The sequence below is a fragment of the Actinoplanes sp. TBRC 11911 genome (genome assembly GCF_012933445.1).
Taxonomy (GTDB): domain Bacteria; phylum Actinomycetota; class Actinomycetes; order Mycobacteriales; family Micromonosporaceae; genus Actinoplanes.
The window spans coordinates 115,225-135,271 of record NZ_JABBNC010000016.1 but is presented as its reverse complement, the minus strand read 5'-3'; the positions used below and the strand labels follow the sequence as shown (position 1 = coordinate 135,271).

Here is a 20,047-nt window from a genome sequence, read left to right as displayed (position 1 = left end):
GATCGACCGCTCAAAAACGTGCTAGCTTCCCGTTCGTCAGTTTTTGAACGACCGACCAAAAAGGGATTTCTGGTGCGCAGATTTGACGGCAAGGTCGCGGTGGTCACCGGAGCAACCAGCGGAATGGGTCTCGCGGCCGCGCGGCGCCTCGCCGAGGAGGGTGCCGCCGTCGTGCTGGCCGGCCGCCGGAAGGCGCTCGGCGACGAAGCGGTCGCCGACATCCGGGCACGCGGCGGCGAGGCGATGTTCGTGCAGGCCGACGTGACGAACGAACCGGACGTCGCGGCGCTCGTCGACACGACCGTACGGGCGTACGGGCGGCTGGATGTGAGTTTTGACAACGCGGGCGGTGGCGGCGACGGGACCTCCTTCGGGCCGGTCGCGGGAGTCCCGGCGGTGTCCTTCTCGGACAACATCACGCTGAACCTGACCAGCGCCTTCCTCTCCATCAAGTACCAGGTGCCCGCGATGCTCGTCGGCGGTGGCGGGGCGATCCTGCTCAACGGCAGCAACATGGGCGTCGTCGGGATCGCGGGAGCGGCCGCCTACGTGGCCGCGAAACACGGCGTCGTCGGGCTCGCCCGGTCGGCCGCGCTCGAGTTCGCCGAGCAGGGCATCCGCGTCAACGCCCTGGTCACCGGGGGTGTCGACACGCCGATGTTCCGCACCACGATGGGGGCCACCCCGGAGGGTGCCGCCGCCATCGCGGCGGGACATCCGATGAAGCGGGTCGCGCAGCCCGCGGAGATCGCTTCGTTCGTCGCGTATCTGCTGGCGGACGAGGCGAGCTTCGTGACCGGAGCCGCGTTGGCCGTCGACGGCGGCTGGACCGCTCAGTAGCCGGCGCGATCGGCCGCGGGCACCCAGAACTCGACCTCGGTGCCCTCGCCCGGTGCACTATGGATGGTCGTGATGCCGCCGAGGTCGGCGATCCGGCCCTTCATCGACTGAGCCACGCCGAGACGGCCGCCGACGGCCGCCTCGGCCAGCCGATCGGGACCGAACCCGACCCCGTCGTCGCGGACCGTCACGCGAACGCCGTCGCTCTCCTCCTCGAGCAGGATCCAGACATGCGCACCGGCGCCCGCGTGCCGGCGCACGTTGTCGAGCGCGGCCTGGACCGCCGCGGTCAGCTCGGTGGCCGTGCGGGTCGGCAGCATCACCGGTTGGGCCGGCGCGGCCACGTCGATCGCGGGCGAGCCCAGCGCCACCAGCTCGGTGCGCAGGTCTTCGCGCGCGTTGCCGCCGGCCGTCGACCGGCCGCGCAGCAGGTTGCGCAGGGCGACCTCCTGCCGGCCGGCCAGCTCGGCCAGTTCCGGGCCGGGACCGCCGAGCTCGGAGCCGTGCCGCTGCACCAGCGCCAGCACCTGCAGCACGCCGTCGTGGATCGGGCGGGCCAGGCGATCGCGCTCGGCGGCGGCGGCCTCCTGCCGGATCTGCTCGGTGCGCAGCCGTTCGGCCCGCCGGGCGGCGAACACCTGGCCCAGGCCCAGCCCGCCGATCGCGCCGGCCGCGACGAGCAGCAGCAACGCCGAGGTGTTCAGGTGCAGGACCGGGTTGAGGTACGACGACACGGGCTCGCCGTCGCTGTTCAGATAGGTGACCGCGACGGCCGCGGTACCACCCGCGCTGAGCATCGTGGCGAGCGGTCCGAGCGCGGCCGGGAGGGCGCCGCGCGGGGCCAGTATCGGGGCGGTCGCACCGGTCACGGCGGTGCCGGCGGCCGCGATGACGATCAGGATCAGCACCCCGGGCACGACCTGGTGCTGGTCGGCGAGCTTTTCCGGGTGGGCACCGGTGGCGGCGTACGCGATGAGCAGCGCGACGGCACCGCCCACCGCGAGCGCGACGGCGGCCGGAACGCGCCACCGGCTCGCGGCGGCGGCCGCGCCGATCCCGACACCGACCAGCGCGGCGATCCAGCGTACCGGCCGGTCGAAGCTCATCGCGGTGACCGCGAGCAGCAGCGGCGCCACCACGGCGACCTGCACTATCGCCGCGGTGAGCGCGCCGCCGAGCGACCAGAGCCCGGAGACGACGGCGAGCACGAAGACGATCGTCAGCAGGATGGCGCCGAGGACGCCCTCCACCGCGAGCGGATGCCGGTAGAGCGGGCTGAAGCCCACGCCGAGCAGGACGCCCAGCCGGTCCACGGTCAGGAAGCCGAGCGGGACGGTGCTGGCGACGGCGAGCGTGCCGGTCAGCGGCAGTCGCACCCGCTGCCACCACGAGCCGGCGACCGGCTCCGCGCGGGGCGGGCGCCGCCGCAGCATCGGGATCTGGCACATGAAACCGGCCGCGATGAGCACCAGGTGGATCGGCTTCAGCCCGTGCCCGCCGTCCTGCCAGCTGGCGCCGAGCAAGCCGGTCCCGACCACGGCTCCGCCGACCGCCAGCCCGGCGACCGCCGATCCCCAGCCGGGGGAGCCGCGGCGCACCAGGCCCTGGGCGCAGGCCAGCAGACCGATCAACGCGAACATGACGCGCGCGTAGGTGCCGGCCATGACCAGGGAATACGGCGGCTGCGAGGCGCTGAACGGCCACTCGGCCAGGATCGGCGCGATGCTCAGCAGGGCGGCCGCGGCCAGCAGGTACGGCCAGAAGCGCAGCAGGCACAACCCGATCGCGGTTGCCGCGATCGGCACGACCAGCGGCACCCAGCCCCCGCCGTAGTGAGCGCCGTAGCTCATCCCGCCGAGGAACGGTGGCGTCGCGGCGCTGCCGCCGCTCGGCGACATGGCGACGGCGAGGATAAGAGCGCCGCCCACGCCGCCGACGACGGGTCCGGCGGCAGTCACCTTGCCCATGTCATGATCATCTCAGACGTGTCGGTCGGACGGGTGACGCCCGAATGTGGCAGACGTGCCGGTCTGCCCTCGGGCCGGTATTCGAAGTGCCACCACTCGTTGTCGTAAATGCGGTAGAGCCCGTACGACCCGCCGTGTCGCTCCAGCCAGCGCGCCCCCTCCGCCGGGCGCACATCGAGCGCGGTGCCGGCCACGTGCCGCGACTCCGCCGGTGGCAAGACCCGCCGGCGGGCTACCTCGGCCGAGCCGGTGCGCCGCACCGCTTCGGCGAACAGCCGTGCCTGATGGTAGGCGTGGCGATGCCCCGAGGTGAGGCCGAGCAGCTCGCGGTGCCGCCACAGCGCCCGGGTGCGGGCGGCCTCGAACGCCGCCCGCGTCGCCGGGGTCAGACCGTCTAGGTCTTCGGCCGGGAAACGGGTGGCCAGCGCCCACTGGCAGGCGACGTGCCGGGCCATGCCGGGACCACCGACGAGCCGGGCGACGGGGACGAACGCGACCGCGAGCAGCAGGGTGATCCACCGATATGCCGCATCGCGTCGCCGCGCCGCGTGCGCGGCCCGCCCCCGCCTCACCCCAAACCGCCATGATCCATCAACGTCATGGCGCCAACTTGCCGGATTGGACGGACGTTTTCCTGAGTACGCCTACTCAACCGAAGTGGACAAACCTAAGCCCCGAGGGAAGCACAACGCGCGGTCGAGCAAGATCGAGGCGGCCGCCGCCGTTACCGCGACGAGTAAGTCCTTACCGTGGTGGATAGGCGGTGCGTGACCTGGTCATGGTGTGGGAGCTGCGCGGTGGTGCGAGAGCTGAGGCGCTGTGGCGTTCCGTTCGCGGCCGGGCGGTCCCGCTATGTGGGACACTGCAGTCGCATCGTGGATTTTTGTGAACCTTGGAGAGTTGTGCCCACATAGTGCGCGTACGGAATTAACTCGGCGTGTTGCTGATTTCGGCCATTCGATCTGCTAAGGCAGCTTCGTTACCTGCGCGTTCGCCAAGCCTGGACGTCTTCACTGGACAGATAACTTCCGACAAAGCCGCTGGTCAGCCAGCCGCCATGGGATAAATCGGTACAAAACGCGAAACTACGAGTTATTTTTTCGCAGGCCCATACAAGCCATAACTCTCCAAGGTTCACATTCGGCCGGAGAAAGCTGCCGGTCAAAAGCCTCATTATGTGACAAAAACCGCCTCTACAGTGGACGTTGGTCCCACATCGCGGACGGTGGGTCCATGATGCGGGCGCGGGTCTCAGCAGGCGGTCGCCCGTCTCACGCAATGGAAGCGCCGCGCGGCCGCGCGGCGAGCCCGCCTGTCCGGCGGCTCAGCCGATCGTCCAGATCTCAGGAAATGTCGGATATGCGCGAGGGTCGCCGAGCCAGTACGACGAGCTGACCGCCGACCTGGTGCAGTGGGGCAACACGGTTGCCGCGGTGGCGGGGCTGGCGGACGACGGTCGTGCGGGGTCGCGTGGGGTCCCCGTCCACGCGACCCCGTACCGGTCAGTTGCCCATGTCCATATTGCTCATGTCCATGCCGGCCATGTCGCCCATCGCGGCCGGGGCGGCGGTGATGGTGGCCGTCGAATGCGGCTTACCCATGGCGGCCATCGTGACGTTCTGCACGGCGGACACCGACGACGGCATGATCACGAGGGGTCGCATCATGCCGCCGTCCTCGTGATCGAGGATGTGGCAGTGGTACATGAAGCGGCCGGTCTGCCGCCCGTACTGCCCGGCGATCGTCACCATCGTGTTGACCGGAACCGCGACGGTGTCCTTCCAGCCCGACTCGCCGGCCTTGATCGGCAGGCTGTCCTTGACGGTGATCGGCTTGCTGGTCCCGAAGAGCTTCAGGTCGAAGGCGCTTCCGTCGATGCTGCGCCGTTCGAGCAGCTGGAAGTCCATCAGGTGGATGTGCATGGGATGGGTGATGATCCGGCCCAGCGGGTCGATGTTGATGAAGGTCCACTTCTCCCAGTTGCCGGAGCTGGTGAAGTAGCTCGTGGTGTCCTCGAAGTAGTTGGCGATGCTGCGGAACGTACGCTTGCCGGTCGGCAACGCGATCTGCACGATGCCCTTCCCGCTCGGCGTGCCGGCCGGCACCTCTTCGAGTTCCATCAGCGTCGGCATGCCCGAGCCGTCGAAGACGAGCGCGACGAACCGCTCGGTGATGTTCTTCGGCAATTCGGCCGCGGTGAGCTGCTTGAAGTTCGACGCCAGCTTCGACGGCAGCGCGTACGGGGCGGACTTGCCCTTCTCGACGCGGAACTGCATGACGTTCGGGAACGGCATCTCGGTTCCGGGCGGCCCGTCCGGGACCGGCGTGCCCGGGGCGGTGCCAGGGAACGTGTTGACCAGCCGCAGTCGCTTGCCGGCCAGCGCCGCGAAGTCGATGACGAGGTCGACGCGCTCGGCGGGGCTGAGCGTGAGAGGGCCGTCGACCACCTTCGGCGTGCCGAGAAGACCCAGGTCGGTGCCGATCACCTTCATCGCGCCCACCACGGGCTTACCGGTGGCGTCGTCGATGAGGGTCAGCGCGAAGTCGCGGCCGACCGCGCCGTTGACCAGCCGGAATCGGTAGGCGCGGGCGTCGACGTCGAGATACGGCCAGACCACACCATTGACCATCGTGTACGGGCCGACGAAGTGCGCGGCGACCGGCAGAACACCCTTGGTGTACGGGCCGAGCAGCAGTCGTTTGTTCAGCAGTTCGCCGGTGAGCCGCCCGCGCGAGTCGGTCTCGAAGTTGACGTCGGAGAGCATCAGCGGGATCTCGTACTTGCCGCGTGGGAGTTTGAGCGCGTCCTCGCGGGAGTCGCGGATGATGTAGTTGCCGATGAGCCCGGCGAAGACGTTGATGCCGGTGATCGGCATCGCGTGGTCGTGGTAGAACAGGTGCGTCGCGGCGTTGTCGTTCAGATACTCGGTGAGCTGCGAATATCCGGGCGTGATCCCACCGTCGGCCATGCCGTCGTGGATCGCGAACTGGTGCGCGCCGTGCAGGTGGATCGTGGTCCACGCGGTCAGGGCGTCGATCTCGGGCCGGGCGATGGTGCCGGCCGATCCGGGCGCGTTGATCGGGTCGGTGGGGGTGGTGCCGGGAGGGCCCGCCCACACCGCTTTGACCGGGCTGGTGCCGGCGAGCTGGTTGGTCCAAGCGATGCGGATGCGCTGCTGGCTGCGCGTCTCGATGGTCGGTCCGGGGAAATGTCCCTCGAATGTCCACATCGGGGTCGGCGGCAGCTGGGAATGCAGCCGCACGTGTTTCGCCACGAGTTTGATATCGGTGACGTCTTTGCCCGATGGGGAAAGCGTGGGCGGGATGCGCAGCGGATCCTTGAACGGCGTCAGCTGACTGACCTGGGGTGAGTCCGCACCGCTGGTCAGCACCTCCACACCGCCGGTCAGCTCGGTCGGGATGACGGCGGCGTCCGCCTGGGCGCCGCCGGCCAGCTGATCCGTCACTCCGTAGATCGTGGCGCCGGCCACCGCGGTGCCGGCCATGCCCAGAACGGTTCGCCGTCTGGCCCGGATCGGGCTCCGGCCACTGTCCGGTACGTCTTTTAGGTCGTCGTCTAGCACGAGAAAACTCCAGGGTTCAGCGCCCCGTCCATGCTCGGAAGAGCATTGATCGGGGTAATGCGAATATTTGCGAAAGGCACGCCGACGGCGACGTCGCTATTGCGCGTCTTGAGAAAGTCGGGTACGCCGAATAGGCCGCATCATGTCAATGCGGCGGTGAATTGCTCGAAATTACCGGTCCGGGCGGACCAAAGGTGCGAGCATCTCGCGAAGCGCGCGCTCGGTCTCGGGTTGGCTCAGTTTCGACGCGATTCGCAGGACTTCCCACGTACGCACGTCGCAAATGGCAATCAATTGCGCGAGTCGCCGATCGTGATCGGCGTCGGGAAGGTCTTTAAGAGTGGCGGCGAAAACCCGCGTACACCATTCGCGGTGGTATTCCCGGCCGGTGGTGAGAATGCCGTGCAGGGCCGGCGCCGTCGCTTCCTCGGCGAGCATTTTGAGCGTGAGACGGCCGGTGATCTCGTAGTTCGCGACCAGCGCGGCGACCACGTCATCGAGCGCGTCGGCCACCGCTTGATCGCGTCGTCCCGCGATGTCGCTGGCCAGCCGGTCGAACATGGCGGTGAAGACGCCGTCCTTGTCGCCGAAACGGCGAAGCACGGTCTGCGTCGTGACGCCGGAGCGCGAGGCGATGTCGGCAAGGGTTATGTCGGCAATCGGCTTTTCCTCGAACAACTCCCAGGTGGCATCCAGAACAGCGGCGGCAGTGTTCGCCGCCGCGGTGGCGCGCGCGGTCATTCGGTAGGGCCGCGTACCGGCTTTCATGTCAGTGACACTAACGCGAATCTGCGTACGTGCGGTGCCTGCACCCGCGATGAGGACCTAGATCACTTCCATGTATGCGCATTGAACTCTGACCCCTAAGTGGACGTGTCCGGGTTCATTTCCGCCGCCTCGCTCCCCGCTGCAGGGCGACATACCGCTCCGTGTAGCGGCGATGGGGTCGACCCGGCCGGTCTGAGGCAGGCGATGGCCGTCCTGCCCAACGCCGAGGCGACCGCGGCGCAGGTGCGGGTCACCACGCCGAGCGGCTGCTGGACGGGCTCGTCCGGGGTGGCGGACCTGCGCACCCAGGCTCCGGTTCCGGCGAACGCGCGATTCCGGATCGGCAGCGTCACCAAGGTCTTCACGGCCACCGTCGTCCTGAATCACACGGACGGCCGGCCCAGCCCGACGCTGCCGGACGACATCGAGTGGTCACTGGCACACCGATACGACCGGTGGACGCCCGAGGCGATTGTCCGGCAAGCGCTGCGCAACCCCCGCGAGTTCGATCCGGGCACGAAACAGCACTACACGAACATGGGCTACATCGTCGCCGGCATGCTGATCGAGAAAATCACCGGCCACCCGTACGCCTCGGAGATCCAGCAGCGGATCTCCGGTCCGCTCGGGCTACGTGACACCTATGTTCCGGGCGACGACCCGACGATTCGTGGCCCGCACACACAGGGCTACCGGAGCGTCACGCGCGATGGCGTGACGAGCCTGGTCGACGTGACAAAGTGGAGCCAGACCATCACGCCGGCCTCCGGGGACATGATCTCCACGCTGGCCGACCTGGACACCTTCCTTCGGCGGCCGGCTGCTGCCGAAGGCCCAGCTCGACGAGATGTTCACGCTGCCCGCGGTCGACGACGTCAGCGGCGGCCTCGCGACGCACAGCGCCGGCCTGGAGGCGACCACACTGCCCACCGGCGAAGTGCTGTGGGCGAAGTCCGGCGCCCGCTACGGCTACGCCGCCGCGATCGGGGGCAGCCGGGACGGCAGCTTCCGGCTCGTGTACTCGGTGAATGCCACCGACGCGAAGGGCGACGGTCAGATGAGCACGGCCGAGGACATCATCTATGCCGCTCCGGCCATGCGCTAAGCCCTATCGCCGGTCGCCCCGCGGGGCGACCGGCGATGTGCGCGGTGGTGTTTTACAGGCTGCGGGCGGTGATGTCGCCGTGGGTGGTGGTGGCGTGGATGTCGAGTTCGGGGGTGCCGTCGTTCTTGAGCGAGTTGTTGACCCGGCCGTAGCCGGTGCCGGCGTCCAGGGCGGCGGAGACGCCGGTGGCGGCGCCGATCGTGATGTTGCCGTACTGGGTGCTGAGAAGCACCTTGCCGTGGGTGGCTTCGCCGACGCGGATGTCGCCGCCGGCGGTGCTGATCTGTGCCGGTCCGGTGAGCCGGCCGATCTCGACGTCGCCGTCGACCGCGGTCAGTTGCACGCCCGCGGCCTCCTCAATATTGATGGCGCGGTAGGCGCCGTCGAAGCTGAGCTCGCCGAGCCGTCCGGTCGTGTGCAGCTCGGCGGCGCCGGTCTTGGCCTGGACCCGGGATCCGGCGGGCAGGTGCACGAGCACGTGCAGGGATCCGGTGGGCCCGAATACCTGGTTGTGCATGCCCGGCGTGTGGATGCACAGCACCCCGTCGGCGAACTCGACGCTGGCTTGGGAGGCCATCTTCACGTCACGGTTCTTCGACGCGTCGGCGGGCCGGACCTCGACGCTGGTGGACGTGGCGGCAACGAGTTCGACGCGGCCGGCGGGGATCTCGAGGATGGCGGTGATCGGGGCGGTGGTGGCGAAGTTCTGCATGGTGCTGTCCTCCGGGGCTGGGGCCGGCTGCGTGTTGCCGTCCGTCGTGAGAACCACCATTGCGGCCCGGGCTGCCACCGCCCTGACACGCACCTGACACCACCACTGACAATGCCCAGTGCCGCGCCCGGCCCGTACGCTCGGGTGATGTCCGGCACTGGTTGGTTCCTGCTCGGCGCGCCCTGGGATTGCTCCGGCACGGGCCGCGGCGAAATGCGGGCACCCGAGGCTCTCCGGGCGGCGGGCCTGACCGGGCTTGCCGACCTCGACCTCGGCGACGCCGCGACGGTCATCTCCGACAGCCGGCGCGATGCGGCCACCGGGGTGCTGGCGCTGACCGACACCATCGCGGCGGCGGGTGAGCTGGCGGCCGCGCTGCGAGCCGGCATCCGCGACCACCCGGCCCGGCGCCCGCTCATCATCGGCGGCGACTGCAGCCTGCTCCTCGGCGTGTTCGCCGGGCTCCCCGGTCTCGCTGACGAATTCGACGGCGGCCGGGATGGTGCGGTTGGGCTCTGGATGGTCGACGGGCATCCGGACTATCTCGACGCGGCCGGGTCGGACACCGGCGAGACCGCGGATCTGGAGCTTGCCCTGCTCACCGGGGACGGCCCGGAGAGTCTGGTGACGCTGGGCGGGCGGGTGCCGATGGTGGCGGCCCGGCACGTCGCCCTGATCGGGCACCGCACGTCCGGCCTCGATGCCGCGGCGGCCGCGGAGCTGGCCCGGGTGCCGGGCGACATGCTCGCCCTGGACGCTCGCGCGGTGGTCGGCGATCCGCGGGCCACCGGGCGTCGAGCGGCGGCGTGGGCCGCGCGCCTGCGATTGCCGATGTGGCTGCACGTCGATGTGGACGTCCTCGATCCGTCGGCGATGCCGGCGGTCACCTACCCCCAGGCCGGCGGGCCGGACCTCGACCAGCTCGCGGCACTGCTGACCCCGCTCGCCGCCGCCCCGGACCTGATCGGTGTCAGCGTCGCCGACTTCCGTCCGGACCTCGACCCGGACGGCCGGTACGCGGCGCGACTGGTCGGGCTGCTCGAACGCATCCTGTCAGGCGACTAGGGTCAAGCCACGGCGGGCGGCGTGCCGCGGCCCGTACAGGTCGGTCACCACGTGCCGGGCCCAGCGCATCCGCGGAGCCGCGAGCTCGGGATAGTCGCCGTACTCGCGGGCCACGTCGGCGGCGCAGCCTCGCACGCCGCCGCGGGTGCGCACGGCGACGCGGATCACCTGTTCGACGAGGGCGTAGTCGGGCTGGCTGCCGGTCGCCAACCCGCTGGTGAACAAGGCTTCGGCGCGGGCGGCGGTCAAGATCGTGGCGGCGGTGTTCATGGTGGGCTCGGGTCTCTCGCTACGGGCGTACGGAAACTTGATTTCCTTAGGAATTTCTTACCATCGCTGTGCCGTGGACGCTGTAGCGCCGACCACGTGAGGGGCAGCTCACCCCGCGTCCGGCGAATTGAGCGACGGGATGACGAAGATGAACGCCGCGCCTGGTAGCGGGGTATGACTGGAACGTGACAGTTGACGGTTGGGACGGGCGCGGACTGCCGCCCGTGGCGCGGGCGCGCGTCGAGCGAGCCTCGGCCGACGGCGTGCGCACCTCGCTGTTGTCGGCCGACGGGCTGGCGGGCCTCGAGGTGGCAGGGTTCGATACCGTCGGTGAGGTGCTCGGCACGACGGTGATGCAGATCGGCTGGAGCGGCTGGGGTGGCTGTGGCTGGCAGCCCGGCTACGGCTTCATGGGCAACATGGGCGGCCCGGCCACCGTGTCGCCGTCGTCACGCTGGTCCGGCTACGAGCCGTACGCACAGGCGATTCGCCAGGGCCGGGACACCGCCATGGACCGGATGCGCCAGGAGGCTGCCGCGCTCGGTGCCGACGGCGTGGTCGGGGTCCGGTTCACCGAAGAGGTCATGGACGGGCAGAAGCGCGAGTTCATGGCGCTCGGCACGGCGGTCCGTTCGCGCGGGTCGCAGCGGCCGGCCAAGCCGTTCACGACCGACCTCGCCGCGCAGGACGTCGCCAAGCTGATGGGCTCGGGCTGGGTGCCGGCCGGGCTGATCTACGGCCTGGCCATCGCGGTCCGCCACGATGACTGGCGCACGATCCAGTCCCAGAGCTACCTGGCCGGCAACATCGAGGTGTCCGGCTACACCGAGCTGATCACCCACGTACGGGCGGCGGCCCGGCACGACTTCACCGCCCACGTCTCCTCGCTGGGCGCGGACGCCGCGCTGATGTCCGGCCTCTGGTCGACGATGTGGAAGATCGAGGCCGGCGAGAACCACACCGACCACGCCGCCGAGTGCATCGTCACCGGCAACGCGATCGCCCGGTTCCACGTCACAAACGTTCCTACCCCTAGCAGTCTCACCATCTTGCCGCTGCGGAGTTCCCGATGACCGTGCATGCCTCTTCCACTGGCGTACCCGACGATGCCATGCGCCGCCTGGCGGAGATGCGCCCCGGGCAGCCCACCAGCCTGTTCACCTCGGACCTGAGCGTCAACGAGTTCCTGCTCGTGCGCGAGGCCGGCTTCCGGCCGCTCGGTCTGGTGCTCGGCTCGAGCATCTATCACGTCGGCATCCAGCTCGGCCGCTGGAGCCAGAACCGCGAGCTGGACCAGCTTTCCCAGGCGATGTACCACGCGCGGGAGCTGGCGATGACCCGGATGGAGGCCGAGGCGGACGCGCTCGGCGCCGACGGCATCGTGGGGGTGCGGCTCGACATCGAGTTCAAGGAGTTCGGCTCCGAGCTGGCCGAGTTCATCGCGATCGGCACCGCGGTCAAGGCGGACGAGCCACCGGCCTCCGGCGGCACCTGGCGCAACCGGAACAACCAGCCGTTCACCAGCGACCTCTCCGGGCAGGACTTCTGGACGCTGATCCAGGCCGGGTACGCCCCGCTCGGCATGACCATGGGCACCTGCGTCTACCACATCGCCCACCAGCGCTTCTGGCAGGCGATGGGCAACATCGGGCAGAACGTCGAGATCCCGCAGTACACCGAGGCGCTCTACGACGCCCGCGAGCTGGCGATGAGCCGCATGCAGGCGGAGGCGGAGCAGCTCGGCGCCGAGGGCATCGTCGGCGTGCAGATGCTCTCGAACGCGCACCGCTGGGGCGGCCACACCACCGAGTTCTTCGCGATCGGTACGGCCGTGCGCCCGCTACGCTCCGACCACGTCATCACCAAGCCGCAGCTCGTGCTGCCCCTGACCGACCGATGAGCGACAGCCTCGGCCCGATGGGCGACCTGCACCTGATCGCGGCCGCGCTGCGCCTCGACCGGGCGGACGTCGAGTCGTACACCCGGGTCTTGACGACGGTGCTCGGCGAGGCGCTGCCGCCGGGCATGGTCACGGTGGAACGCAAGCGGTCGATGGCGGACCGGATGAACGGCCGCCCCGGGACGCCGGTGTCGCTGGCCATCACGACGCCCGACGAGCAGCTTCTGTTGCGGCAGCAGGCGCACGGCGTGCACGCGGAGATTCAGCAGGTCGTGCGCGGGGTGACCATCAAGCGCAGCACCGTCGGGATCGACGACTGGCTGATCGCGCTGGCCGGTCTGCTGTCGCGCCTCGCGGCCGGCTCGGCGGCGGCCCGCGAGGCGCTCACGAAGCTGCTCGACTAACCGGGCGTCCGGTAAGCCGTCACGCGAGCCCGGGCCGCCGGGGGGCGGTCCGGGCTTTCCCGCTAGAGAGACCAGCGAGAACCCGCAACTCGCAAACCGGCAACCCGCATTGGTTCGGCGACTCGCAGCCCGCGACCGACATTCGCCGCCGAGATGCCCGACGAGCCGCACATGTCTCAAGGTCGCCGTGTAGCCAGCCTGGCTGGACGCGCGTCTCGTCCATCCGGACGAAAGCGAGCAATGCCCTGACGCGACGGTCGCTAGATCGAGGGACGGCCGCCCTCGGGCTTGAACAGATAGTCGAGCTCGGTGCGGTATACGAGATCGGGGTTGATGTCGGCGACCGCGGCCATCGCCTCGGCCGTCCGCTCGGCGTCCCAGATGACCGGGGCCGAGCCGGGCTCCGGCTTGTCGCCGCCGTGCAGGAACATCAGCTCGGGGCCGCCCGGGGTGAAGAAGAACAGCATGCGAGCTTCCGCGTCGCCCACGTTCATGAACCGGTGCAGCGTCCCCCTGGGCACGTGCACGAACGCGCCCGGCTCCGCGGTGATCGTCTTCTCGCCACCGAGGAACGCGATCGTCCCGGACAGAAGAAAGAAGCTTTCGTCCGTACGCTCGTGAATGTGCGGCAGCGGGCCCGCGCCGACCGGCACCTGGCCCTCGATGAACCCGATCGCCCCGGCGCCGTCCTCGGCGGACGCCAGCACCCGGTAGACGTCGCCGGACACCCACCGGACGATGCCGCCATCGGCCGGCGTGTAAAGCACCCGGTCTGATTGGAAAATGCCCTGTCCATCGGGCTCAACAAGACTCAATGCAATTCGTCCTCTCCTGCTGCCACCTCGATGACATGCAAGCACGCGCATAGGCGGCTTCCACGACGGAAGTGATGGCGATCGCAGGTGACCAAAATCTTGTGAGATCTTGCCGGTAGTCCGGCTGATCGCGGCCAATTTCTTCCGGGGACTCCAGGTCTTTTGCGCGATGGCGCGGGCCGCGGCGAAGCCTGGGGACGCCGCTGCCCGCCGTCCCCGGGGGGACGACGGGCAGCAGCCGGAGGGGGACCGGGTCAGTTGACCGAGACGTCGACGTCGTCCGAGGTGAAGACGTTGTCGTGGATGCCGTTCGCGGTGATCGGGCCGACCAGGAAGGCGCCGAAGTGGTCCGGGCCGATCAGGTTGTTCTTGACCGTGATGGTCAGCGGGCCGGCCGAGCCGACGAAGACGCCGGTGGTCTCCTTGTCCTGCACGGGGAACGCCAGGTCGCCGTTGCTGTTGTTGGTGCCGATCTGGTTGCTGGTGACGACGTTGCCGTTCAGGTCCTGACCGGGAGCGTGGCTGTGCACGGCGACGCCGGCGTGGCCGTTTGCGTTGATCATGTTGCGGGTCACGGTGTTGTTGTAGACCGCGCCGCCCGGGGCTCCGGTCGCCATCTGGACGCCGGCGCCGCCGCCGCCCTGCAGGCCATTCGCGAAGATGTTGTTGCCGACGACCGTGTTGTTGAAGACGCCGGCTACCTTCGGGGCGGGCTTGCCGCCGGGGGCCGCCGCCGGGTTGTGGCCGGCGAGGACCACTCCGCAGGCGGTGTGGTTGTTGCCGACCGTGTTGTTTGAGATCACGTTGTGCGAGGTCGGGCCGGTCTCGTCGGTCAGCAGGATGCCGCCGGCGCCGTCGATGACCACGTTGTTGCTGACCAGCGCGTCGGTGGCGCCGAGCAGGTGGATGTTCTCGCCGCAGTCGTTCTTGGCGCCGTTGGTCGGCTGGCAGAACTCGTAATCGGTGGAGACCGGGTTCACGAGCGCGACGCCCTGGTCGTTGGACGTGACCGTGTTGTGCTCGATGGTCGCGTTCTTCGCGTTCTTGACGAGGATGCCCTCGCCGGTCGCGTTCTTCACGGTGAAGCCCGAGATGGTCACGTGATTCGCGGTGACCAGGAAACCGTTGATGAGCTTCGTGGCATCGATCGTGGCGTTGTCGCGTCCCTCGATCTTGACGGTCTTGTTGACCGCCACGTCCTCGCGGTAGGTGCCACCGCAGACGATGACCGTGCCGCCGTCCGCGACCGCGTCGATCGCCTTGTTGATCGAGGTGAAGCTGGCGGTCGAGCAACCGCGGTCGGCCGACCGGCTGTTCGCCTTCGTTGCTACGTAAACCGTCTGCGGAGCTCCGTGATGGGCCGGCGAGGCCTGCGCGGCGGCTATCCCGATAAACGGCGCCACGGCCAGGGCCGCAAAACCCAGGGTCACGATTCTTGCTTTCACTGGACCACCTAATGAAGGAGCGATCTGCTCGGAGAAAGAGAAGCCGTCCGGCTATTTGCGCCCTAGTGAGGCCGTCGTGCGGCGGGCTGCAAATGGGAGGGCTGCGACAAAGATCATGGTGGCCCACTTTGGGCTATCACAATGCTTCTATGAGGTCCGCCACGGTTACGGAAAACGAACGTTAATTTCGGCAAGCACGATCTCGACGGGCGTCGAAGTACTCAGCGTCCAGTCGGCCCTTCCGGACAGTGTGGACGCCGTCACGTACAGCAAGATGTTTGGGATCGGAAAACCGGCGGAAGAATCCAAACAGGACTTAACCGGGCGGTGGGTCCAATTGGAAACAAGTGGAGCTGATGGATTATCTTGATCGCGTGGAGCGGGCGGAGGCGATCGACAGTCCACCGATGACCGCCATCCAGGCCGAGGGTGTGCTGCGGACGCGGTTACCACCTGCTCGGCGCCATCCCAGAACAGGCTGACCTCGACCGACGTGGCAGCAAGACCCGACCCGACACGACGCCATCGTCCAGAGCGGCATTAATCCGTGTGTCTGTCGATAGACGGAGGAGGACAGTCTTGGCCCGCGACGTACTGGGCTCCCAGGACCCGACGCCCGGCGACTCCGGCCAGGCCGAGCAGTTACCAGATCCCATGTCCGAGCTCGAGCAGACCCGGATCGTGGTGGTCTTCGAGGACGCCCTCACCGACGTCCCCGGTCCCGACGAAACACAGGTCGTGGTGCCGGAGAGCACAGTCACCAGCATCATTCGCGTCGACGCACCGGCGAAGAAACCCGTGTTCGTCGACCCCAGCGGTCGTCGCGGACGGCGGGTGCGCCGGTGGGCGTACGGGATCGGGGTCCTGGTTCTGTTGATCGTGGCGGCCGCGTGGGTGGTTCAGCTCGATGGCTGGGCGAAGCCGCCGACGCCGGCGAGCAGCGTGGCCAAATGACGATTTATCAGGCCACGCCGCCGCCGCAGGTGGACGATCCCTCGTCTACCGGACGCATTCCGGCGGTCCGGCGCCAGCGACGCCTATTACGCGCGGTGCTCGCGGTGATCGCGCTCGTGGTCATCGCCACCGTGGTGGTCGTCGAGGTCTACACCGGCGCCGGGTTCAGCCCGGACGGCACCAACCCGCGTTCCGAGGTAAGCAACAAGGTGCCGGAGAAGGTCACCGACGGTGGCCCGGTGATCGACATGCGCAACGGTCAGCCCGAGTCCCTGCGGATGCCGAAGCGGACCATCGCGTTAACTTTCGATGACGGTCCGGATCCCACGTGGACACCCAAAATTCTCGACGTGTTGGCCAAATACCACGCGCCGGCGACCTTCTTCGTGGTGGGCACCCAGGTCACCCGTAACCCCGGACTCGCCGAGCGCATTGTCCGCGAGGGCCACGAGATCGGCGCCCACACGTTTACCCACCCCGACCTCGCGCGGATTCCGGATTGGCAACGCAATCTGGAGAATTCCGAGACCCAGCTGGCCATCGCGTACGCCACCGGGCGCTCGACGCTGATGCTGCGCCCGCCGTATTCGTCATTCCCGGACGCGATCACCAATAGCGATTACGTCACCGTGACCCAGGCGGCTCAGGACGGCTATTTGACCGTGCTGGACGACATGGACAGCGAGGACTGGCAGAAACCCGGCGTCCGGCAGATCGTGCGTAACGCGACCCCGCGCGGCGACGACGGCGAGGTCATCCTGTTCCACGACGCCGGCGGTAACCGTGAGGAGTCGGTGGCGGCCCTCAACGTCCTGATCCCGCAACTGCAGGCGGACGGTTACACCTTCACCACCGTCGGCGCGGCGATGCACATGGACGTCAACCCCGAGGCCAGCGCGTCGGCGGTGTGGCGCGGGCGAGCCATGGCGTGGACGGTGCGCGGTTCCGACGGCGTACTGCGGCTGCTCTGGTATTTGATGATCATCGCGGGTGGCCTGATCGCCATCCGCACGCTGGTGCTGTTCATCTTCGCCTGGGCGCACGCCCGGCAGCGGCGGCGCAGCTCGTGGGGCTCGATGGACGAACCGGTCACCATCGTCGTGCCCGCTTACAACGAAGAGAAGAACATCGGCGCGGCCGTCACCTCGCTGGCGCAATCCCAGCACGGCGGGGGCGTCGAGGTCGTGGTGGTCGACGACGGCTCGACCGACAGCACCGCCGATGAGATCAAGAAATTAAAGCTTCCCAACGTACGCCTCGTCCAGGTGCCCAACGGCGGCAAGGCGAACGCGCTGAACACCGGGATGGCGTTCGCCAGCAACGAGCTGATCGTCATGGTGGACGCCGACACGGTGGTGGATCCGGACTCGATCCACCGGCTCATCCAGCCGTTCGCCGACGAGACGGTCGGCGCCGTGGCCGGCAACGTCAAGGTCGTCAACCGGCGCGGGCTGCTGGGCAAGTGGCAGCACATCGAGTACGTGATCGGGTTCAGCCTGGACCGGCGGCTATACGACACGATGGGCTGCATCTCCACCATCCCGGGTGCGCTCGGTGCGTTCCGGCGCAAGGCGCTGACGCAGGTCGGTGGGCTGAGCGAGGACACCCTCGCCGAGGACACCGACCTGACGATGGCGATCCAGCGGGCGGGCTGGCGCGTGGTGTACGAGGAGTCCGCCAAGGCGTACACGGAGGCGCCGGCGAGTCTCGGCCAGCTGTGGAAGCAGCGCTACCGCTGGAGCTACGGCACCATGCAGGCGATGTGGAAACACCGGCACGCGCTGCGCGAGAAGACTCGTTTCGGCCGTGGCGGGCTCCCGCTGATCGCCCTGTTCAGCGTGCTGCTTCCGCTGCTGGCGCCGCTGATCGACCTGATGGCGGTGTACGGCTTCCTGTTCCTCGACCGCAAGGTGACCGCGATCGGCTGGGGCGCCATGATGGTCGTGCAGGTGCTGACCGCCGTGCTCGCGTTCCGTCTCGACCGGGAAAGCCTGCGCCCGCTGTGGAGCCTGCCGCTGCAGCAGATCGTGTACCGCCAGGTGATGTACATGGTGCTGGTGCACTCGGCCCTCACCGCGATCACCGGCCGTCGGTTGCGCTGGCAGACGATCCGCCGCACCGGCGCCCTCACCCAGGGCCAGCCGGCGGGCTAGGACAGCCCTCGGTCAGTTCGTTCGCCGAACGCCACCCGCTGATCCGGCGGGTGGCGTTCTGGCACGGCGGCGTTAATTGGGGAGTCCCGGGCAACGGCGGCGACTCTACGGTTGGCGCGCGAGGCTGGGAGGGGAGATCACCGTGGGTGAGGGTGTTGGTCGCTACCGTGAGCGGGTGAAGGTTGGCGCGCTGGTCGTGGTCGGTGGGGTCGCGGCGGGTCTGAGCCTGCTGCTGGTCGCTCACCAGGCGGTTCCCGGCTCGGCCGGTTCGCTTCTGGACAGTGTGCTGCCGTGGCTGGCGGCGCCGATCCTGCTGCTCGTGATTGTCGCGGTCGTGACGCGGCGTGTCGGGGTGATCGCGGCGGCGCTGGTGCCGGTGGTGGTCTGGGTCGTCCTGTTCGCTCCGACGCTGACCGACCGCGCCCAGGCCGGCGGGCACGACCTGCGGGTCGCCTCGCTCAACCTCGGGAAGGCCACGGCCGGCGAGGCCCTGCCGCCGTTGCTGGCCGAGCACCCCGACGTGATCGTGCTCGAGGAGATCACCGCCGCCAACCGGCGCTCGGTGACGAAGACGCTGGCGGACGCGTACCCGCACCACTCGGAGACCGGGACCGTCGCGGTGTTCAGTCGCTTCCGCCTTTCGGACACCGAGCCGGTCGACATCCATATCGGCTGGACCCGGGCCATCGCCACCACCATCGCGACCGGCGCCGGTCCGGTCCGGGTCGTTGCCGCGCACCTGGCCTCGGCCCGGGCCGACATGACCGCCGACCGGGACCGGACGGTCGCGGCGCTGGCCGCGGCGGCACACGCGGACCCCAGCCCGCGGTTGGTACTGGCCGGTGATCTGAACACCGCGACCACCGACCGGCAGTTCGCGGCGTTCGCGCCGCTGCGGGACAGCCAGCAACAGGCCGGGTCCGGTTTCGGGTTCACCTGGCCGTCCGCGTTGCCGATGCTGCGGCCCGATCACATCCTGGCGCGCGGGCTGACCGCCCGGAACTCGTGGGTGCTGCGCGTCCCGGGCAGCGACCACCGGGCCGTGCTCGCCGACTACGAAGCCGACGCGAGCGGCACCGGAAACGCCTAGCCGGCGAGCCAGGCGTCCACGCCCGCCAGCATGGTGGCGGCCAACGACGACGGCGCCGCGGAGGCGGTGATCGAGTTGCGGGCGATGGTGGCGAGTTCGCTGTCGGTCAGACCGGCGTCCGAGCGCAGCAGCTCGTACTGACCGGTCAGTTCCACCCCGAACAGCAGCGGGTCGTCGCTGCCCAGCACCACCGGCACGCCGGCGTCGAGCAGCGCACGGACCGGCAGCTCGGCGACCGTATTCACGCCGAGCGGCGGATACGACGCCGGGCAGATCTCCAACGCCACCCCGGTGTCGGCCAGCAGCCGGACCACCGCCGGGTCGCCCGCCGCGGTCAGCCCGTGACCGATCCGGCGCGCGCCGAGCACCTCGACGCAGCGGCGGACGTGCGCGGGCCCTTCGTAGAAGCCGCCGTGCGGGACGATCCGCAGCCCGGCCTCGGCCGCTATCCGGCAGGCGGGCGCGAAGTCCTCGACCCGGCCGAGCCGCTCGTCGTTGGACAGGCCGAAGCCGATCACACCCCGGTCGGCGTAGCGCGCGGCCAGGTGGGCCATCTCCACCGCGACGGCGGGTGACGCCGCCCAGCTCGAGGCGAGGATCAGCCCGGCGCCGCCGGCCAGGGCGGCTTCGACGACCGCTTCGACGCTTCCGAGGCGTACGGCGTAGGAAGTGGGGTCCACCTGGATCTCCACCCACGCGGCGTCACCGGACACCGCCTCGGTGACCACCCGGGTGATGTCGGCCGCGGTCCGCAGCACGGCCCGCGCGGTGTCGTAGAGGGTCTGGAACACCTCCCAGCCGTGCGTCACACCGGCCGCCGCCGGGCGAAGCGGAAGCGCCGCCGGAAGCGGAAGGCCGGCCCGGGCGGCCAGTTCGGCGAGGGTGCCGGGGCGCATCGACCCGGTCAGGTGCAGGTGCAGGTTCGCCTTCGGCAAGGTGCTGAGATCGCGCACCCGTCGATCCTAAGAATTAGGG

Annotated in this window: 18 protein-coding genes and 1 pseudogene; 10 read left to right on the top strand and 9 right to left on the bottom strand. The window is 69.2% G+C overall.

What is annotated here, in order from left to right:
• The first annotated feature begins 72 nt into the window (after nucleotides 1–72).
• On the top strand, nucleotides 73–840 hold the full coding sequence (locus HH310_RS22430) for an SDR family oxidoreductase (RefSeq protein WP_169177568.1): 768 nt from the start codon (nucleotides 73–75) through the stop codon (nucleotides 838–840).
• Here HH310_RS22430 and HH310_RS22425 read toward each other — a convergent pair.
• From HH310_RS22425 to HH310_RS22410, 4 genes are all read right to left on the bottom strand, one after another.
• Nucleotides 834–2,807: an ATP-binding protein gene (locus HH310_RS22425; RefSeq protein WP_169177567.1), complete on the bottom strand. Its 1,974-nt coding sequence runs from the start codon at nucleotides 2,805–2,807 to the stop codon at nucleotides 834–836. The two genes, HH310_RS22430 and HH310_RS22425, sit on opposite strands and share 7 nt — an antisense overlap.
• Nucleotides 2,795–3,379 carry a M15 family metallopeptidase gene (locus tag HH310_RS22420; protein WP_312034259.1) on the bottom strand — a complete coding sequence of 195 codons (585 nt, stop codon included), beginning with the start codon at nucleotides 3,377–3,379 and terminating at the stop codon, nucleotides 2,795–2,797. The genes HH310_RS22425 and HH310_RS22420 overlap by 13 nt, the downstream gene beginning before the upstream one ends.
• Before the next feature lie 930 nt (nucleotides 3,380–4,309).
• A complete protein-coding gene (locus HH310_RS22415; RefSeq protein ID WP_169177566.1) occupies nucleotides 4,310–6,313 on the bottom strand; it encodes a multicopper oxidase family protein in 2,004 nt (667 codons plus the stop codon).
• A gap of 249 nt (nucleotides 6,314–6,562) precedes the next feature.
• Nucleotides 6,563–7,159, bottom strand: coding sequence for a TetR/AcrR family transcriptional regulator (locus HH310_RS22410; RefSeq protein WP_169177565.1), 597 nt, complete (start codon nucleotides 7,157–7,159; stop codon nucleotides 6,563–6,565).
• 204 nt (nucleotides 7,160–7,363) lie between these two features.
• Here HH310_RS22410 and HH310_RS45845 point away from each other — a divergent pair.
• Both HH310_RS45845 and HH310_RS44025 read left to right on the top strand, forming a co-directional pair.
• Nucleotides 7,364–8,005: pseudogene (locus tag HH310_RS45845) on the top strand (serine hydrolase domain-containing protein); the annotation flags it as partial.
• 1 nt (nucleotide 8,006) lies between these two features.
• Nucleotides 8,007–8,264 carry a hypothetical protein gene (locus HH310_RS44025; RefSeq protein WP_248294276.1) on the top strand — a complete coding sequence of 86 codons (258 nt, stop codon included), beginning with the start codon at nucleotides 8,007–8,009 and terminating at the stop codon, nucleotides 8,262–8,264.
• 52 nt (nucleotides 8,265–8,316) lie between these two features.
• Here HH310_RS44025 and HH310_RS22400 read toward each other — a convergent pair whose 3' ends face one another.
• Entirely contained in the window at nucleotides 8,317–9,036 is a 720-nt protein-coding gene (locus tag HH310_RS22400) for a DUF4097 family beta strand repeat-containing protein (RefSeq protein ID WP_248294275.1), read from the bottom strand.
• An 87-nt stretch (nucleotides 9,037–9,123) separates the two neighbouring features.
• On the opposite strand from HH310_RS22400, the gene HH310_RS22395 reads away from it, so the two are divergent.
• Nucleotides 9,124–10,041 carry an arginase family protein gene (locus HH310_RS22395; RefSeq protein ID WP_169177563.1) on the top strand — a complete coding sequence of 306 codons (918 nt, stop codon included), beginning with the start codon at nucleotides 9,124–9,126 and terminating at the stop codon, nucleotides 10,039–10,041.
• Here the strand turns inward: HH310_RS22395 and HH310_RS22390 are convergent.
• Nucleotides 10,030–10,311 carry a hypothetical protein gene (locus HH310_RS22390; RefSeq protein WP_169177562.1) on the bottom strand — a complete coding sequence of 94 codons (282 nt, stop codon included), beginning with the start codon at nucleotides 10,309–10,311 and terminating at the stop codon, nucleotides 10,030–10,032. The genes HH310_RS22395 and HH310_RS22390 overlap by 12 nt on opposite strands.
• Nucleotides 10,312–10,496: 185 nt before the next feature.
• Here HH310_RS22390 and HH310_RS22385 point away from each other — a divergent pair, with 185 nt between their 5' ends.
• From HH310_RS22385 to HH310_RS22375, 3 genes are read left to right on the top strand one after another with little or no spacing between them, the layout of a single operon-like run.
• On the top strand, nucleotides 10,497–11,384 hold the full coding sequence (locus HH310_RS22385; RefSeq protein WP_169177561.1) for a YbjQ family protein: 888 nt from the start codon (nucleotides 10,497–10,499) through the stop codon (nucleotides 11,382–11,384).
• Nucleotides 11,381–12,211 (top strand): heavy metal-binding domain-containing protein, encoded by an 831-nt coding sequence (locus HH310_RS22380; RefSeq protein WP_211192473.1) that lies wholly within the window; start codon nucleotides 11,381–11,383, stop codon nucleotides 12,209–12,211. The genes HH310_RS22385 and HH310_RS22380 overlap by 4 nt, the downstream gene beginning before the upstream one ends.
• Before the next feature lie 17 nt (nucleotides 12,212–12,228).
• Nucleotides 12,229–12,615: a hypothetical protein gene (locus tag HH310_RS22375; RefSeq protein WP_169177560.1), complete on the top strand. Its 387-nt coding sequence runs from the start codon at nucleotides 12,229–12,231 to the stop codon at nucleotides 12,613–12,615.
• A gap of 260 nt (nucleotides 12,616–12,875) precedes the next feature.
• Here HH310_RS22375 and HH310_RS22370 read toward each other — a convergent pair whose 3' ends face one another.
• Together HH310_RS22370 and HH310_RS22365 are read right to left on the bottom strand one after the other, a co-directional pair.
• The gene (locus HH310_RS22370) at nucleotides 12,876–13,382 is read right to left on the bottom strand and encodes a cupin domain-containing protein (protein WP_169177559.1); all 507 of its coding nucleotides are present in this window, start codon (nucleotides 13,380–13,382) and stop codon (nucleotides 12,876–12,878) included.
• Between the two features lie 302 nt (nucleotides 13,383–13,684).
• Nucleotides 13,685–14,860 carry a right-handed parallel beta-helix repeat-containing protein gene (locus HH310_RS22365; RefSeq protein WP_169177558.1) on the bottom strand — a complete coding sequence of 392 codons (1,176 nt, stop codon included), beginning with the start codon at nucleotides 14,858–14,860 and terminating at the stop codon, nucleotides 13,685–13,687.
• A gap of 594 nt (nucleotides 14,861–15,454) precedes the next feature.
• Here HH310_RS22365 and HH310_RS22360 point away from each other — a divergent pair.
• From HH310_RS22360 to HH310_RS45455, 3 genes are all read left to right on the top strand, one after another.
• A complete protein-coding gene (locus tag HH310_RS22360; RefSeq protein ID WP_169177557.1) occupies nucleotides 15,455–15,829 on the top strand; it encodes a hypothetical protein in 375 nt (124 codons plus the stop codon).
• The gene (locus HH310_RS22355; RefSeq protein WP_169177556.1) at nucleotides 15,826–17,982 is read left to right on the top strand and encodes a bifunctional polysaccharide deacetylase/glycosyltransferase family 2 protein; all 2,157 of its coding nucleotides are present in this window, start codon (nucleotides 15,826–15,828) and stop codon (nucleotides 17,980–17,982) included. Before HH310_RS22360 ends, HH310_RS22355 begins: the two co-directional genes overlap by 4 nt.
• 175 nt (nucleotides 17,983–18,157) lie before the next feature.
• Nucleotides 18,158–19,072 carry an endonuclease/exonuclease/phosphatase family protein gene (locus HH310_RS45455; RefSeq protein ID WP_169177555.1) on the top strand — a complete coding sequence of 305 codons (915 nt, stop codon included), beginning with the start codon at nucleotides 18,158–18,160 and terminating at the stop codon, nucleotides 19,070–19,072.
• Here the strand turns inward: HH310_RS45455 and add are convergent.
• Nucleotides 19,069–20,025, bottom strand: coding sequence for an adenosine deaminase (gene add / locus HH310_RS22345; RefSeq protein ID WP_312034258.1), 957 nt, complete (start codon nucleotides 20,023–20,025; stop codon nucleotides 19,069–19,071). The two genes, HH310_RS45455 and add, sit on opposite strands and share 4 nt — an antisense overlap.
• Nucleotides 20,026–20,047: the final 22 nt, after the last annotated feature.

Coding starts and splice junctions, on each gene's coding strand:
- HH310_RS22415 (WP_169177566.1), bottom strand. CDS start 6,313: ATGGCCGGCACCGCGGTGGCCGGCGCCACGATCTACGGAGTGACGGAT.
- HH310_RS22375 (WP_169177560.1), top strand. CDS start 12,229: ATGGGCGACCTGCACCTGATCGCGGCCGCGCTGCGCCTCGACCGGGCG.
- HH310_RS22425 (WP_169177567.1), bottom strand. CDS start 2,807: ATGGGCAAGGTGACTGCCGCCGGACCCGTCGTCGGCGGCGTGGGCGGC.
- HH310_RS22410 (WP_169177565.1), bottom strand. CDS start 7,159: ATGAAAGCCGGTACGCGGCCCTACCGAATGACCGCGCGCGCCACCGCG.
- HH310_RS22400 (WP_248294275.1), bottom strand. CDS start 9,036: ATGGTGGTTCTCACGACGGACGGCAACACGCAGCCGGCCCCAGCCCCG.
- HH310_RS22395 (WP_169177563.1), top strand. CDS start 9,124: ATGTCCGGCACTGGTTGGTTCCTGCTCGGCGCGCCCTGGGATTGCTCC.
- HH310_RS22380 (WP_211192473.1), top strand. CDS start 11,381: ATGACCGTGCATGCCTCTTCCACTGGCGTACCCGACGATGCCATGCGC.
- HH310_RS22390 (WP_169177562.1), bottom strand. CDS start 10,311: ATGAACACCGCCGCCACGATCTTGACCGCCGCCCGCGCCGAAGCCTTG.
- HH310_RS22355 (WP_169177556.1), top strand. CDS start 15,826: ATGACGATTTATCAGGCCACGCCGCCGCCGCAGGTGGACGATCCCTCG.
- HH310_RS44025 (WP_248294276.1), top strand. CDS start 8,007: ATGTTCACGCTGCCCGCGGTCGACGACGTCAGCGGCGGCCTCGCGACG.